The 15,333-nt window shown below is 73.2% G+C and carries 11 protein-coding genes and 1 pseudogene; 6 read left to right on the top strand and 6 right to left on the bottom strand.

From position 1 onward, the window contains the following. A pseudogene (locus IE170_RS32685) lies at window positions 1-206 on the bottom strand (DNA-3-methyladenine glycosylase 2 family protein); the annotation flags it as partial. Between the two features lie 104 nt (window positions 207-310). Then, window positions 311-1,765 carry a peptidoglycan recognition protein family protein gene (locus tag IE170_RS17695; RefSeq protein ID WP_189810365.1) on the bottom strand — a complete coding sequence of 485 codons (1,455 nt, stop codon included), beginning with the start codon at window positions 1,763-1,765 and terminating at the stop codon, window positions 311-313. A gap of 139 nt (window positions 1,766-1,904) precedes the next feature. On the opposite strand from IE170_RS17695, the gene IE170_RS17700 reads away from it, so the two are divergent. From IE170_RS17700 to IE170_RS17715, 4 genes are all read left to right on the top strand, one after another. After that, a complete protein-coding gene (locus tag IE170_RS17700) occupies window positions 1,905-2,657 on the top strand; it encodes a TIGR03089 family protein (protein WP_189810366.1) in 753 nt (250 codons plus the stop codon). Window positions 2,658-2,818: 161 nt separating this feature from the next. Then, window positions 2,819-4,048 (top strand): LCP family protein, encoded by a 1,230-nt coding sequence (locus IE170_RS17705; RefSeq protein ID WP_189810367.1) that lies wholly within the window; start codon window positions 2,819-2,821, stop codon window positions 4,046-4,048. Window positions 4,049-4,272: 224 nt separating this feature from the next. Continuing rightward, window positions 4,273-6,108: an LCP family protein gene (locus IE170_RS17710; protein ID WP_189810368.1), complete on the top strand. Its 1,836-nt coding sequence runs from the start codon at window positions 4,273-4,275 to the stop codon at window positions 6,106-6,108. Window positions 6,109-6,217: 109 nt separating this feature from the next. After that, window positions 6,218-7,933, top strand: a complete 1,716-nt coding sequence (locus tag IE170_RS17715) for an LCP family protein (RefSeq protein ID WP_229884916.1) — start codon at window positions 6,218-6,220, stop codon at window positions 7,931-7,933. Window positions 7,934-8,047: 114 nt separating this feature from the next. Here the strand turns inward: IE170_RS17715 and IE170_RS17720 are convergent, their stop codons facing one another. Continuing rightward, window positions 8,048-9,076 carry a glycosyltransferase family 2 protein gene (locus IE170_RS17720; RefSeq protein WP_189810369.1) on the bottom strand — a complete coding sequence of 343 codons (1,029 nt, stop codon included), beginning with the start codon at window positions 9,074-9,076 and terminating at the stop codon, window positions 8,048-8,050. Window positions 9,077-9,251: 175 nt separating this feature from the next. On the opposite strand from IE170_RS17720, the gene IE170_RS17725 reads away from it, so the two are divergent. Continuing rightward, entirely contained in the window at window positions 9,252-10,751 is a 1,500-nt protein-coding gene (locus IE170_RS17725; RefSeq protein ID WP_189810370.1) for an LCP family protein, read from the top strand. A gap of 24 nt (window positions 10,752-10,775) precedes the next feature. Here the strand turns inward: IE170_RS17725 and IE170_RS17730 are convergent, their stop codons facing one another. Beyond that, a complete protein-coding gene (locus tag IE170_RS17730) occupies window positions 10,776-11,327 on the bottom strand; it encodes an acyl-CoA thioesterase (RefSeq protein WP_125544516.1) in 552 nt (183 codons plus the stop codon). Between the two features lie 106 nt (window positions 11,328-11,433). Between IE170_RS17730 and IE170_RS17735 the strand changes: the two genes are divergently transcribed. Next, a complete protein-coding gene (locus tag IE170_RS17735) occupies window positions 11,434-12,765 on the top strand; it encodes an LCP family protein (protein ID WP_189810371.1) in 1,332 nt (443 codons plus the stop codon). A gap of 69 nt (window positions 12,766-12,834) precedes the next feature. On the opposite strand, the gene manB is transcribed toward IE170_RS17735, so the two are convergent. Both manB and IE170_RS17745 read right to left on the bottom strand, forming a co-directional pair. After that, window positions 12,835-13,917 (bottom strand): mannose-1-phosphate guanylyltransferase, encoded by a 1,083-nt coding sequence (manB, locus tag IE170_RS17740; RefSeq protein WP_189810512.1) that lies wholly within the window; start codon window positions 13,915-13,917, stop codon window positions 12,835-12,837. A gap of 119 nt (window positions 13,918-14,036) precedes the next feature. Further along, window positions 14,037-15,194 (bottom strand): acyl-CoA dehydrogenase, encoded by a 1,158-nt coding sequence (locus tag IE170_RS17745; protein WP_189810372.1) that lies wholly within the window; start codon window positions 15,192-15,194, stop codon window positions 14,037-14,039. Window positions 15,195-15,333 lie beyond the last annotated feature (139 nt).

The raw sequence follows: 15,333 nt of genomic DNA on the forward strand, positions 1-15,333 counted from the left end.
ACGGACCCGTCCTCGCCGACCCGGAAGGTCGGATCGCCCGGCCCCCGGCGCAGCGGCCCGAGCGTCAGACCCAGATCGATCGGCCCGCCGGGATCCCAGAGGCGGCTCAGCGCCGCGCCCGCGCCCGCCGCCGGCCGCGCAGCGGGTACGCGGGTCCGGCCGCCGCGCACGGCGGCGCGGGTCAGGGGATCGAATCGGCCGGCCATGCCACGAGCGTAGCCGCATCCCGACCGGCCGGAGCGGGAGGGCGGGGGCGCCGACGCCCCGGGCGCCCGGGCCCCCGGCGGCCCCGACCCGCGGGACCGGCCCCTCACCTCCCCTGGAGCTTCGCCGATGCCGTCCGGGTGGTGGGCAGCTGCCCGTACAGCAGCTTGCCGGGGCACTCGGTCGCGAATCCGTCGCGGTGCCCGGAGATCACCTTCATCTTCACGCTGCTGCCCTTGGGGTAGCGGTTGCCGCCTCCGGATTTCAGCGTGGCCGTCGACCGCGGGTCCCGGTTGAACAGGCCCAGCTTCCAGGCCGTGAGCGCCGCGACGGACTTCACCGCGGACGCCGGCGGGTTCGTCCCCGTGAAGGTGCCGATGACCGCGATGCCCATGCTGTCGGTGTTGAAGCCCATGGTGTGCGCGCCGAGCACCGCCCGGGCGACGCCGCCCGCACGGCCCTCGTAGACGGTGCCGCACTTGTCGACGAGGAAGTTGTAGCCGATGTCCCGCCATCCGCTGCTGACGACGTGGTAGCGGTACATGCTGCGGATGACGGCCGGCGCGTCCTTGCAGGCGTAGTTGTTCCCGGAGGCAGTGTGGTGGACGAAGGCGGCCTTGACGGTGCTCGTGTAGACGAAGGCCTTCTCCCTCAGCTTCTCGTCGGCCCCCCATCCCAGCCTGGTGACGATCCTCGGGCGCGGTCCGATGTAGGGCGCGGCCGCGGCGCCGGGCCGGGCCTCGCCGGTCAGGACGGCGTCAGCGGTCGAGTCGGCCTTGTCGAGGGCGCCGATCTCGGCGGCGCCCAGGGGCGCCAGCGGGACGTTCACGGAGGAGGCCTCCGCCGTCTCCATGGTCATGCCGGGCAGCAGTACGGGCCCCTTGTCGTCGTCGCCGGGCAGCCCGCCCGTGCCCGCGCCGTTCTTCCCGTCGGCGGCGCCCGCGGGCGGCGCTCCGGGGTCGACCAGCTCGATCCGCAGGCCGGACGGGAGCCGCGCGGGGAGCGCGCGCGCAGTGGGGCGTTCCGCCTCGACGCGCACTTCGATGGCATCCGACTCCCCCACCCACAGCGGGGCGGTGGCGCCGCGGGCGGGGCCGGTGCCGCGTTCGGCGGTGTCGGGGTCGGGGGCGTGCTCGCCGTTGTGGGTCTCGACGTCCTGCCAGTCGGACCAGAGCGCGGTGCCGACGGACCGGGTACGGACCTGGACGCGGCCGTGGAGCTCGGCGTCTGCGTCGTCCCAGACGACACCGACGAGCGAGAACCGCTCGACCTCCCGCGCGGCGAGGCCCCTCGTCTCGGGCAGGCCGGCGGCGGGGGGCACGGCCGACCGGTCGGAGGACGCCCCCAGGGGGACGAGGGGCAGCGACCGGGTGGAACCGGCGGGGGTTGCGGCGGAAGCCGGCCCGAGGCCGGAGGCGGCGGCACCGGAAGCGGCGCCCGGACCGAGGACGGCGGCACCCGCACCGGAGGCGGCGGCAGCCGGCCCGGACAGGGCGAGCGGCAGGGCAAGTGTGGCGGCGGCGGCCGCGACACCGACCGCTGAAGACAGGAATCCACGCATGCAAGCGATGCTGGGCACTCTCCCCGCGGCCCGCCATCGGAGAACTGACGGACCGTCTGCTGACGCGCCCGGCCCGCTCCCCCGTACGGATGAGCCGCGCGCCGCCGTCCGGGGGAGCGCCCCGCGTACGCTGGGCCGGGTGAACGCCACTGACCGCACCCCTGCCGACCTGCTGCGATCCGCGCTCGCCGCCGATCCGGGCCGCCCTCTCGTCACCTTCTACGACGACGCCACGGGCGAGCGCGTCGAATTGTCCGTCGCCACCTTCGCCAATTGGGTGGCCAAGACCGCCAACCTCCTCCAGGGCGACCTGGCCGCCGGCCCCGGCGACCGGCTCGCCCTCCTGCTCCCCGCGCACTGGCAGAGCGCCGTCTGGCTGCTCGCCTGCGCCTCGGTCGGCGTCGTCGCCGAGGTCGGCGGGGACCCGGCCGGCGCGGACGTGGTCGTCAGCGGCCCGGACACCCTGGAGGCGGCCTCGGCGTGCCCGGGCGAGCGCGTCGCGCTCGCGCTGCGGCCGCTGGGCGGCCGGTTCCCGCAGCCGCCGGCCGGGTTCGCGGACTACGCGGTGGAGGTCCCCTCCCAGGGCGACCGCTTCGCCCCGTTCGCCCCCGTCGACCCGGACGCCCCGGGCCTGTCGGTCGGCGGCGAGGAGCTCAGCCATGCCGAGGTCGTCGAGCGGGCCCGGGCGGACGCGGCCGAGCTGGGCCTGGGCCCGGGGTCCCGGCTGCTGTCCGGGCGCGGCTACGACACCTGGCAGGGCCTCTCGGCCGGACTGTACGCGGCGCTGGCCGCGGGCGGGTCGGTGGTGCTGTGCCGGCACCTGGACCGGCTGGGCGCGGAGGGCCTGGCGAAGCGCGCGGAAGCGGAGCGGGTGACGCACACGTCGGCGTAGGAGCCGGCACACCCCGCCACCCGTCCCCTTTTTCACCCGTTCAGCCCTAGACAGCCCCCCGCCCCCGGGCCGCCCCGCACGCCCGGAGGCAGGATCGGTCCAGGCCGCACGCGTACGGCGACCTGGACCGCATACCGGACCGGCGAGGGGACGGAACGCGAGTGACATCCAGCGCAGGCATACCCGGCAGGCAGCCGGAAGCGGCGGGAGGCTCCCCGGAGTCCCCGCGCCGCCGCCGGCGCCGCCTGCTGCGCTGGATCGGGCTGGGCCTGGCCCTGCTGGTACTGCTCGGGGCGGGCGCGGGCTGGTGGGTGTACCGCAAGCTCGACGCGAACATCACCGCGGACACGTCCGCGGCGGCCGAGCTGGAGCGCTACGAGCGGGAGCGCCCGGCGCCAGGCACGAGCGGCTCCCGCAACATCCTGCTGATCGGCTCGGACTCGCGCGCGGGCAGCGGCAACGCCTCGTACGGCAGGGACAAGGGCACGCAGCGCTCCGACACCGTCATCCTCCTGCACCTGCCCGCCGACCGCCGGAGCGCGACGGCGGTCTCGATCCCCCGCGACCTGATGGTGGACATCCCGAGCTGTCTGGGGCCGGGCGGGAGCCGGAGCGCGGAGCAGTTCGCGCAGTTCAACTGGGCCTTCCAGCGGGGCGGGGCCGCCTGCACGATCCGTACGGCGGAGAAGCTGACCGGGATCCGGATCGACCACCACATGGTGGTGGACTTCGACGGGTTCAAGCGGATGGTCGACGCGATCGGCGGCGTGGAGGTGTGCCTGAAGCAGCCGGTGAACGACCCCGGGGCACACCTGAGGCTTCCGGCGGGCCGGCAGGTCCTGCGCGGCGAGAAGGCGCTGGGCTTCGTCCGCGCCCGGTACAGCCTGGGCGACGGCAGCGACACGGAGCGGATGGAGCGTCAGCAGCACTTCCTGGCCTCGATGGTCGACAAGGTGCAGAGCAACGGGGTGCTGCTCAACCCGCGGAGGCTGTACCCGCTGCTGGACGCGGCGACGTCCTCGGTCACCACCGACCCGGGGCTGGCGTCGCTGCGCGGGCTGTACGAACTGGCGCGCGCGCTGCGGAGCGTGCCGACCGACCAGGTGAACTTCCTGACGGTGCCGCGCCGCCCGTACGCCGCGAACCCCAACCGGGACGAACTGGTACAGCCCGACGCGGCCCGGCTCTTCCAGCGGCTGCGCACGGACCAGCCGCTCGCGGTGGCGCCGTCGACGGGGCCGCACGAGCGCGGCACCGGCAGCACGACCCGGCCGCCCACCGGCATGCCCAGCACTGCGCCGCACACCACACCCACCCCGGGAACCGACACCCGCGCGACGCCCGTCCCCACGTTCACGGGCACCACCGCCGGGATGACCGACTGCCGGTAAAGCAATCCCAAAAGCCGGTGTCCGAACCGAAAGGCATGCGCGCTTTGCCCCGTTTTCGGGTGAGTGGAATTTGTCACCACCATGGTTTGGAGCGGACCGGGGCGGATAAGGTGAGCGATCCGGTGCCCTGGCCAGCGAAGAGGCCGTGCACCAGCAGCCGGATCGTTGACCGGGCGCCTTGGGGGAGGCGTGTCGCGAGGCACCGACGGAGGATTCAAGCAACCGTGGATGCGCAGAGCCGTGGGCGGGCGGACGAGATCGACCCCGCCGACCAGTGGGTGCTCAACCCCCGCACCGGCAACTACGAACTGCGACTGGACCGCTCCGGTCCGCAAGGTCCGTCGCCGGCGGTGACCCCGCCGCGCAGACCGTCGCGGTCCCGCTCGGAGGCGGCTCCACCCGCCCAGCCCACCGGGAACACGTCCCGGGCGGCCGGGACGGGCTCCAAGTCGGCCGGAACCCCCGCGAAGACGCCCGGCGGCGGGGGCCCCTCGAAGACGCCCGGCTCCGGCTCCCCAACGCCCGCGGTGCCCGGTCCGCGCCGCGGCGAGGCCCCGCCGGGCCGGCGCGGCGGCCGCCCCCGCAAGGGCGGTTCCGCTCCGCGCCGCAAGCGCGCCCTGGTGGTGACGGGCGGCACCCTGGCGTTCCTGCTGGTGGGCGGCTCGCTGGGCGCGTACCTCTACTACAACCACCTCAACGGCAACCTGAAGGTCACCGACGTCGGCGACGCGGGCACGGGCGGCTTCAAGAAGGACCAGCCGATCAACATCCTCGTGATCGGCACCGACAAGCGCTCCGGCTCCGGCAACGAGGGGTACGGCGACGCGGGCAGCCCCGGGCACGCGGACACGACGATCCTGTTCCACGTCTCGAAGGACCGCACCAACGCCACCGCGCTGTCGATCCCGCGCGACCTGATCACGAACATCCCCGCCTGCCCGACGAAGCAGCCGGACGGCACGACGAAGACGATCCCCGGCCGCAAGGGGGACCGTTTCAACACGAGCCTCGGCCAGGAGGGCCGCGACCCGGGCTGCACGATGCGCACGGTCAAGGAGCTCACCGGGATCACCGTCGACCACTTCATGATGGTCGACTTCAACGCGGTGAAGGTGCTCAGCACCGCGGTCGGCGGTGTGCCCGTCTGCCTGGACAAGGCCGTCGACGACGAGGACTCGAAGCTGAAGCTCGGCCCCGGCGAGCACCGCCTGCAGGGCGAGGAGGCGCTGGCGTTCGTCCGCACCCGGCACGCCTTCGGCAACGAGAGCGACCTGGACCGCATCAAGACGCAGCAGCAGTTCCTGAGTTCGATGATGCGCGAGATGAAGTCCAAGGAGACGCTGACCAGTCCGAAGAAGTTCTTCTCCCTCGCCGAGGCGGCCACGAAGTCGCTGACGGTGGACTCGGGCATCGGGTCGATCGAGAAACTCACCAACCTCGCGGGTGAGTTGAAGGACATGAACCTCAAGAACGTCACCTTCACCACCCTGCCGGTGCGCGACAACCCGGCGGAGAAGGTCAAGGCGACGGTCGTCGTCGACCACGCCCAGGCCGATCCGCTGCTGGAGATGATCCGGGGGGACGTGTCCCTCACCGAGGTCGAGGCGAAGGAGCAGGCGGCGAAGGACGCCGCCGACGCCGAGGCGAAGGCCAAGCAGGACGCGCTGCTCCAGGGCCCGCGCGCGCAGGCGAAGGACGTACGGGTGGACGTCCTCAACGGGGGCGGCCCGGCGGGCTCCGCCTCGGCCACGATCGGCTGGCTGCAGAACACCAAGGGCGTCTCCCGGTCCAGCAACCTGGGCAACGCGCCGGCCAAGCTGGACGCCACCCTGCTGGAGTACGCCCCGAACCAGGCCGACCAGGCCCGCGCCCTCGCGGACATGATGGGGCTGCCCGCCTCGGCGCTGAAGATGGGCACGGCCGACGCGGCGCCCAGGACCGCGATGAAGCTGACGCTCGGCGCGGACTTCAAGGGGGCGGGGGTCTCCATGACGGCCCCGCAGAAGGCGCCGGAGAACATCCAGCGCGTCGAGGCGGACAAGGCGATCTGCGCCAAGTAGCCGTACGGGCCGGCCGGCCGCTCCCCCGACGAGCGGCCGGCCGGCACCCGACCTGCGCCGGTCCGGCGGGCGCACCATGACGACATGACGTGATCTCTAGGGGGGACGTGTGAGGAGCAACAGCGTGCGCGGGGAGGGGGCGCCCGCCCGGCCGGACGGCGACACGGCCGACGGCGGACCAGCGGCCCGCGGCGGCGTCCCCGCAGCGCGCCCGGGCGCGGGCTCCGCGGCAGGGGCCGCGGCCGCTTCCGGGACGGGCTCCGCCCCCCGGCGCGGCAAGCGCCGGATACTCCGCTGGACGGCCTCGGTGCTGGCCTTCCTCATACTCGCGACGGCGGCGGCCGGGTACCTCTACTACCGCCACCTCAACGGCAGCATCCAGACGGACGCGCTCAACCTGGGCGAGAACAAGCTGGGCGGCTCCAAGCCCAACGCCTTCGGGCAGACCCCGCTGAACATCCTCCTGATCGGCTCCGACGCCCGCGACGGCGAGGAGAACAAGGCCCTCGGCGGCGCGAAGGACACCTTCGACGGGCCGCCGCTGGCGGACGTGCAGATGCTGCTGCACCTGTCGGCGGACCGCAGCAACATGTCGGTGGTGTCGATGCCGCGCGACACGATGCTGAAGATGCCCAAGTGCACCGAGCCGAACGGCAAGGTGCACCAGGCGAGCCGTGGCCTCGTCCAGACCAACGAGTCCCTCAGCCGCGGCGGCCCGGGCTGCACGGTCGCCGCCTGGCAGGACCTGACCCGGATCCCGATCGACCACTTCATGATGATCGACTTCAAGGGCGTGGTGACGATGGCGGACGCCATCGGCGGCGTCCCGGTCTGCGTCCAGGAGAACGTCCACTCCCTCACCCGCGACGGCAAGGGATCCGGCCTGAAGCTCCCCAAGGGCGAGAACACCATCCAGGGCGAGGTGGCCCTGCAGTGGCTGCGCACCCGCTACGGCTTCGAGGACGGCAGCGACATAGGCCGCGCCCACGCCCAGCACATGTACATGAACTCGCTGGCCCGCGAGTTCCGCCGGAACGCCAAGCTGAGCAACCCGATGAAGCTCAACAGCCTGGCCCAGGCCGCCATCAAGGCGATGGTCGTGGACCCCGGCCTCAACAAGATCGACAAGCTGTACGACCTGAGCATGGAGCTCAAGAAGGTCGACCCGTCCCGCATCACCATGACGACGATGCCGTGGATCCCGAGCCCCTCGGACTCGGCCCGCGTCGAGCCCAAGCCGGGCGAGGCGGAGGACCTTTTCCGGATGATCCGCGAGGACATCCCGCTCGACGGCAAGGGCCCCGAGCAGCCCGCCGCCCCCGGGGCGACTCCGTCCCCCGGCACCTCCGGTGCGCCCGCGACCCCCGCCTCCCCCGCCCCGAGCACGCCGACGGCCGATCCGGCCGCGCCGCCCGCGAAGATCGCCGTGTCGGTCCGCAACGCCACCGGCGGCAGGGACGGGGCGCAGGGCCGGGTCAAGGGCCGGGCCGGCGAGGTCGCGGCCGTCCTGGCCGGCAAGGGCTTCACCCGGGCCGTCGCGGACACCCTGACCGGGTCCGAGGACACGACGGTGGTCCGCTTCTCCAGCCCGGACCGGGCGGGCGACGCCGCGGCCGTGGCGACCGCGCTGGGCCTGCCGGCCTCCGCCGTGCAGAAGACGGACGACGTTCCCGGGATCGTCCTGTTCGTCGGGAAGGACTGGCGGACCGGCAGCGCGCCGACACCGCCCCCGCCGGCCCCCACCAAGGCCCCGGACTCCTCCCGTCCGCTCAACGGCGGCAACGACAAGGAGTGCATGGCGATCCAACCGGGCTTCACCTGGTAGCACCGGCGGCGCCCCGCGCAGCGCACGCGCGCGGGGCACGGCACGGAAAGGGCCCGGGCCGGGCGGTCGACGACCGCCCGGCCCGGGCCCCTTCGCCTGTGAGTCCGGCGGCTCTCAGGCGGCCGCCGACGGGTCGGCCTGCGGCGCCGGCCGCCGGCTCGCGATGACCTTGTCGGCCAGCGAGCGCGGGCTGCTCAGGAAGCCGAAGCCCCAGGACATGTGCATGGTGGCGATGGCCACCGGGATCTGCACCCGCGCCTTCGGCGAGAGCCCCCGGCCCGCCGGGATCGACCCGAGCGTGATCCCCGCGAGGTAGCCGGCGGGGACGGCGAAGGCCCAGGGGGTGATCGCCGCGCCGGCGACGATGCTCGCCGCGATGGCGCAGACAGCGGTCGGCGGGGCGAGGTAGCGCATGTTGATCGAGCCGGCGTGGTACCGGGCGACGACGTGCCGCCAGCGGCCGTAGTCCTTGTACTGCTTGGCCAGCGCCCGCACCGACGGCCGCGGCCGGTACTGCACCTTCAGCTCGGGCGAGAACCAGATCAGGCCGCCCGCCTCGCGGATGCGGTAGTTCAGCTCCCAGTCCTGGGCGCGGATGAACTCCTCGTTGTAGCCGCCGGCCCGCTCCAGGGCCTCCCGCCGGAACACGCCCAGGTAGACGGTCTCGGCCGGGCCGGCCACGCCGCCGGTGTGGAAGGCCGCGTTGCCGACGCCGAGCCGGGAGGTCATCGCGGCGGCGACTGCCTCCTCCCAGGCGTTCTCGCCCTCGGCGTGCATGATGCCGCCGACGTTCTGCGCGCCGGTCTCCTCCAGGAGGCGGACGGCCGTCGCGATGTAGTCCGGGGAGAGCATGCCGTGGCCGTCGACGCGTACCACGATCGGGTGGCGCGACGCCTTGATGGCGGCGTTGAGGGCGGCCGGGGTGCGGCCGGAGGGGTTCGGGACGGTGACGACGCGAGGGTCCTCGCGCACGAGCTCGGCGGCGATCTCGTCGGTGCGGTCCGTGGACGGCCCCAGCGCGATCACCACCTCCATCTCACCGGCGTACTCCTGTCCGAGGATGTGGCGGACGGAGTCGCGCAGGTGGCGCTCCTCGTTGAGCACCGGCATGATCACCGAGACTGCGGGCTGCTGGGCGGGCATGTGGTCCTTCAAGGTCGGGTATCGGTGTCACGTTACCGCGTACGGGGGAAACGGGTGCGCGCCGCCTGATCGGTGGGGACCGGCGCTGATCGTACGGGCCTACTGTTCTGACGATCTGACCGATGTGTGCGGATTTCCCTGACGGCCGCTGCAGATCCCGCGGAGGTGTTCCCCCGTGCCCCAGCCACACCGCCCACCCCGACCCGCCCGGCCCCGCGAGCCGCAGCGCGCGCGGCGCGGCGGGGCGCCGGCCGGGGCGCCGGCCCGGCGCGGGAACGGCCGGCCCCGGTGGGGCGTACGGCTGGCGGGCGGGCTCGCGGTGGCGGTCCTGGGCTCCGGCGCCGTCGGGCACGCGGTGATGACCGGCCTGGACACCGGCATCCAGCGCGTCGACCCGTTCAAGGACATGAAGAACCGGCCCGCCGCCGGGCACGGCCTGAACTTCCTGCTCGTCGGCACCGACGGCCGCGACAGCACCACCCCCGCCGACAAGCGCCGCTACCGCCTCGGCGGCGCCCCCTGCCGCTGCACCGACACCGTCATGCTCGTCCACCTCTCGGCCGACCGGCAGCGCGCCAGCGTCGTCAGCCTCCCCCGCGACAGCTACGCCGAGCTGCCCGCCCACCGGGACGAGTCCAGCGGCCGCGCCCACGGCCCCCACCCGGTGAAACTCAACGCCGCCTACGCGGAAGGCGGCCCGCAGCTGACCGTGCGCACCGTCGAGCAGATGACCCGCATCAAGATCGACCACTACCTGGAGGTCGACTTCACCAGCTTCATGAAGACCGTCGACGCGATGGGCGGCGTCGAGATCTGCACCGCCAAGCCCCTGCGCGACCGCAACACCGGCCTCGACCTGGCCCCCGGCAGCCACCGGCTGGGCGGCGGCGAGGCCCTGCAGTACGTCCGCTCCCGGCACGTGGACGGCGCCGCCGACCTGGGCCGGATGCAGCGCCAGCAGCGCTTCCTCGCCGCCCTGGTGGAGCAGGCCGGCTCCAGCGGGGTCCTGCTGAACCCCGTCAAGTTCAAGGAGGTCAGTTCCACCCTCCTGGGCTCCGTCCGCGCCGACCCGGGCTTCGGGTCGGAGCAGATGCTGGCCCTCGGCCAGGCGATGCGGGACTTCACCCCGGCCTCCTCCGAGTTCGCCTCCGTCCCCGTCGGCGACCCGTCGTTCCCCGTCAAGGGCATCGGCTCCACCGTCAAATGGGACGCGGCGAAGGCCGCCGAGCTGTTCGCCGCCCTCCGCGAGGACCGCCCGCTCGCCCCGGCCGCACCTGCCCGCCCCGGGCCGCGGCAGCCCGCCCCCGTGCCCGTGGACGTGCCCCCGCAGCAGGTCCGCGTCCGCGTCGAGAACGGCACCCGCACCGAAGGCCTCGGCGGCCGCGTGGACGCCGCCCTGCGCGCCACCGGCTTCGACACCACCCGGGCCCCCGGGTACGCCGCCCGCCGCGACCACAAGCGCACGGTGATCGCGTACGACCCCCGCTGGGACCGCTCCGCCCGCACCGTCGCGACCGCCCTGCCCGGCAGCGAACTCCGCGCGGTGCCGGGCCAGGGCCGCACGGTGCGGGTGATCGCCGGAGCGGACTACCGCAAGGTCGTCCCCGTACGCCCGGAGGAGCCGCAGCGCGGCCCCTTCGGCACCGTCACCGGCGACCAGGTGGTCTGCACGTAGCCGGGCCGGGCAGGGACCGCGGGCTCAGTCCTCGTCGAAGCCCTGCGCCGCGCGCTCCTCGCGCAGCGCCATGATGGCCCGGCGGCGCGCCAGCCGGTGCGTGCGGCGGATCTGCGCCTCCTGGTAGCGGCGCTTGTCCTGGTCCGTCTCGGGAACCACCGGCGGCACCGTGCGCGGCTTGCCCTCCGCGTCGACCGCCGTGAACACCAGGTACGCGCTGCCGACCTGGGTCGCCGGGGTGGACTCGTTCCACCGCTCCGCCAGCACCCGTACGCCGATCTCCATCGACGAGCGGCCCGTCCAGTTGCACTGCGCCTTGACGTGCACCAGGTCGCCCACGCGGACCGGGGCCAGGAAGGCCATCTCGTCCATGGACGCGGTCACGGCCGCGCCGCCCGAGTGGCGGCCGGCGACGGCGCCCGCCGCGTCGTCGACCAGCTTCATGATCACGCCGCCGTGGACGGTGCCCAGCAGGTTGGTGTCGTTGGCGGTCATGATGTGGCTGAGCGTGGTCCGCGAAGCCGAGGTGGGCTTCCCCTGCAGGTCGCCCGCCGTCGCGCCCGGTATGTGTGTCATACCGACACCTTAAAGCCGTCGTGGATGCCACAGCTGTGCAACAGCACCGGTACGAAGCGGGGCCCGGGCTGTCCCCCGGCTGCCGCGACCGGGCATCCTATGCCGCATGAACGAGTGGCCAGAAGGGCGCGGGGACCGCCGCGACGACGGATACGGGCACGGCAGCGCGCAGGCGCAGCCGGAAGGCGCCCGGCGGATGCCCCACGTCCAGCGCCGGCAGCCGGGCCTGCCGCAGCAGCCCCAGCGGCCGCCGCAGCCGCCGGTCCCGCCGCGGCCCGGCCGCCGGCCCGCCCCGCAGGTGCCGCCGCAGCAGGGCGCCCGCCACGACGCCGACGGCTACGACAGCGGCTACAACACCGGCCAGGTCTACGGCACGCCCCAGCGCGGCCCGCAGCGCCCCGGCGGCCCGGGCGGACCCGCGGGCGGCGGCCCGGTCGGCCCGGGACGCCCGGCGGCCGCGCCCGACTGGGGCCGGCGCATCAAGGTCGGCTCCATCGCCCTGGTCTCCGTCCTCCTCGTCACGGCCATCGGCACGTACGTGTGGGCCGACTCCAAGGTGCGCCGCGAGGTCGACCTCTCCAAGGTCATCGAGCGCCCCAAGGACGACGACTGCACCACCTACCTGATCGTCGGCTCCGACAGCCGCGAGGGGCTGACCGAGGAGGACAAGAAGAAGCTCCACACGGGCTCCGCCGACGGCAAGCGCACCGACTCCATGATGATCCTGGCGGCCTGCTCCGGCGGCACGACCATGATCTCGCTGCCGCGCGACTCCGACGTGGAGATCCCCTCCTTCGTCGGCTCGCAGTCCGGCAAGAAGTTCCCGGCGCAGGGCAGGCGCACCAAGCTCAACGCGGCGTACGCCGAGGACGGCCCGGAGCTCCTCGTCCGCACCGTCGAGCACAACACGGGCCTGCGCATCGACCACTACGCGGAGATCGGCTTCGCGGGCTTCGCGAACATCGTGGACGCCCTCGGCGGCGTGGACATGAACATCGAGAAGGCCTTCAAGGACGAGAAGTCCGGCGCCGACTTCAAGGCCGGCGAGCAGACCCTCAACGGCGAGCAGGCCCTCGCGTTCGTCCGCACCCGCTACGCCTTCGCCGAGTCCGACCTGGCCCGTACGAAGAACCAGCAGAAGTTCCTGGCGACGCTGGCGAACCAGGCGGCGACGCCCGGCACCCTCCTCAACCCGTTCAAGCTGTACCCGGTCCTCGGCGCCGGCCTGGACACGCTGATCGTGGACAAGGACATGTCGCTGTTCGACATGGGCGAGATGTTCTTCGCGATGAAGGGCATCACGGGCGGCAGCGGCACCTCGATGAACATGCCGATCGCCGGCGAGCGGGGCGGCAACCTGGTCTGGGACAAGGCGAAGCTGCAGCAGATCGTCAAGCAGATCCAGAACGACGAGAAGGTCACCGTCACGGGCAACTGACGCCGCGACGGACCACGGCCCCCGCTCCGGGCACCGGAGCGGGGGCCGTCGCCGTTCGCCCGTACGGGCTCAGCTGTCGGGGGAGAACCGCAGCGCCTTCGGCGGCAGCTCGGCCCGGCACCACACGCGGGCGCCGGCCCGCAGCTCGTTGTCCGCGCCGACGACCGCGCCGTCGCCGACGACGGCGGCGTCGACGACGGTGCGCGCGCCGACGGTCGCGCCGTCGCCGATGAGGCTGGCGGTGACCTGCGCGTCGGGCTCGATGACGGCGCCGTCGAGGACGATCGACCCGGTCACGACGGCCCCCGCCCCGACGCTCGCCCCGGCCCCGACGACGGTGCCTCCGGAGAGCTTGGCGTCCGGTGCGACGCGGGCCCCGGGCAGCACGAGGGATTCGCCGCGCGGCCCGGGCACGGCCGGGGAGGCCACCACCCCGCGGACGAGGTCCGCGGAGGCCCGGACAAACGACTCGGGCTTGCCGAGGTCGAGCCAGTACGTGTTCTCGGTGACGCCGTGCAGGACCGCCCCGTCGGCGAGGAGGCCGGGGAACGTCTCGCGCTCGACGGAGACCGGCCGGTCGTCCGGGATGGAGTCGATGACACTGCGCTTGAAGACGTAGCAGCCGGCGTTGATCTGGTCGGTGATGATCTCCTCGGGGGTCTGCGGCTTCTCCGTGAACGCCAGCACCCGCCCCTCGGGGTCGGTGGGCACCAGCCCGAACGCCCGCGGGTCCTCGACCTGCACCAGGTGCAGCGTGACGTCGGCCTCGGCCGCCCGGTGGGCGTCGACGAGGCCGGCGATGTCGAGGCCGGTGAGGATGTCGCCGTTGAAGACCAGCACGGAGGTGTCCGGCCCGCCGGTCAGCCGCCGGGCGGCGTTGCGGATGGCCCCGCCGGTCCCGAGGGGCTCCTCCTCGACGACGTACTCCAGGCTGACGCCGAAGTCGGAGCCGTCGCCGAAGTACGGCTCGAAGACCTCGGCGAGGTAGCAGGTCGCCATCACGATGTGGGTGACCCCGGCGGCGGCGGCGCGCGCTATCTGGTGGGCGAGGAACGGCACCCCGGCGGCGCGCACCATCGGCTTCGGAGTGTTGACCGTGACGGGGCGCAGCCGCGTCCCCTGCCCCCCGACCAGCAGGATCGCTTCCAAAATGTTTCTCTCCCCACCCCGGGTCGGGCCTGTGAAGGTCCAAAGTTAGCCCATGCGGGGCATGTGCCGGCCGGAGGCGGGCGAAACGTGACCGCTCCGCCGCCCCCGGCCCGGAATCACCGTTACGGCAGGTTGCGCGCCATGACGATGCGCTGGACCTGGTTCGTGCCCTCGTAGATCTGCGTGATCTTCGCGTCACGCATCATGCGCTCGACCGGGTAGTCGCGGGTGTAGCCGTAGCCGCCGAGGAGCTGGACGGCGTCCGTGGTGACCTCCATGGCCACGTCCGAGGCGAAGCACTTGGCGGCGGCGCCGAAGAACGTGAGGTCGGTGTCGGTGCGCTCGGACTTGGCGGCGGCCGCGTAGGTGAGCTGGCGGGCGGCCTCGATCTTCATCGCCATGTCGGCCAGCATGAACTGGACGCCCTGGAAGTCGGCGATCGGCTTGCCGAACTGCTTGCGCTCCTGGACGTAGCCCTTGGCGTAGTCGAGGGCGCCCTGGGCGATGCCGAGGGCCTGCGCCGCGATGGTGATGCGGGTGTGGTCGAGGGTCTTCATCGCCGTGGCGAAGCCGGTGCCCTCGGCGCCGATCATGCGGTCCGCCGGGATGCGGACGTTGTCGAGGTAGACCTCGCGCGTCGGAGAGCCCTTGATGCCGAGCTTCTTCTCCGGGGCGCCGAAGGAGACGCCCTCGTCGCCCTTCTCCACGACGAAGGCGCTGATGCCCTTGGAGCGCTTCTCCGGGTCCGTCACGGCCATCACCGTGTAGTAGTCGGAGACGCCCGCGTTGGTGATCCAGCGCTTGACGCCGTTGAGGACGTAGGAGTCGCCGTCGCGGACCGCGCGGGTCTTCATGCCGGCCGCGTCGGAGCCCGCGTCGGGCTCGGAGAGGCAGTACGAGAACATCGCGTCGCCCTTGGCGAGCGGGCCCAGGTACTTGGCCTTGAGCTCCTCGGAGCCGGAGAGGATCACCGGGAGGGAGCCGAGCTTGTTGACGGCCGGGATCAGGGAGGAGGAGGCGCACACGCGGGCGACCTCCTCGATGACGATCACGGTGGCCAGGGCGTCGGCGCCGGCGCCGCCGTACGTCTCGGGGACGTGCACGGCGTGCAGGTCGTTGGCGACGAGGGCGTCCAGCGCCTCCTGGGGGAAGCGGGCCTCCTCGTCGACCGCGGCGGCGAACGGGGCGATCTTCGCCTCGCAGAGCGAGCGGACGGACTCGCGGAGCATGTCGTGCTCCTCGGCCGGGCGGTACAGGTCGAAGTCGGCAGAACCCGCCAAGATCTCTCACTCCCCAAGGTGAACCACGTGCTAACTACCGTTAAGTAACCCAAATCTTAGTGTCCGCCGGCCGCGCAGCGATATGTACGCGGCACGTGAGCTGCATGACAACGCCCGGTACACCAGGGAACGTCCCCCG

The organism is Streptomyces toxytricini, assembly GCF_014649915.1.
GTDB classification, from domain to species: domain Bacteria; phylum Actinomycetota; class Actinomycetes; order Streptomycetales; family Streptomycetaceae; genus Streptomyces; species Streptomyces toxytricini.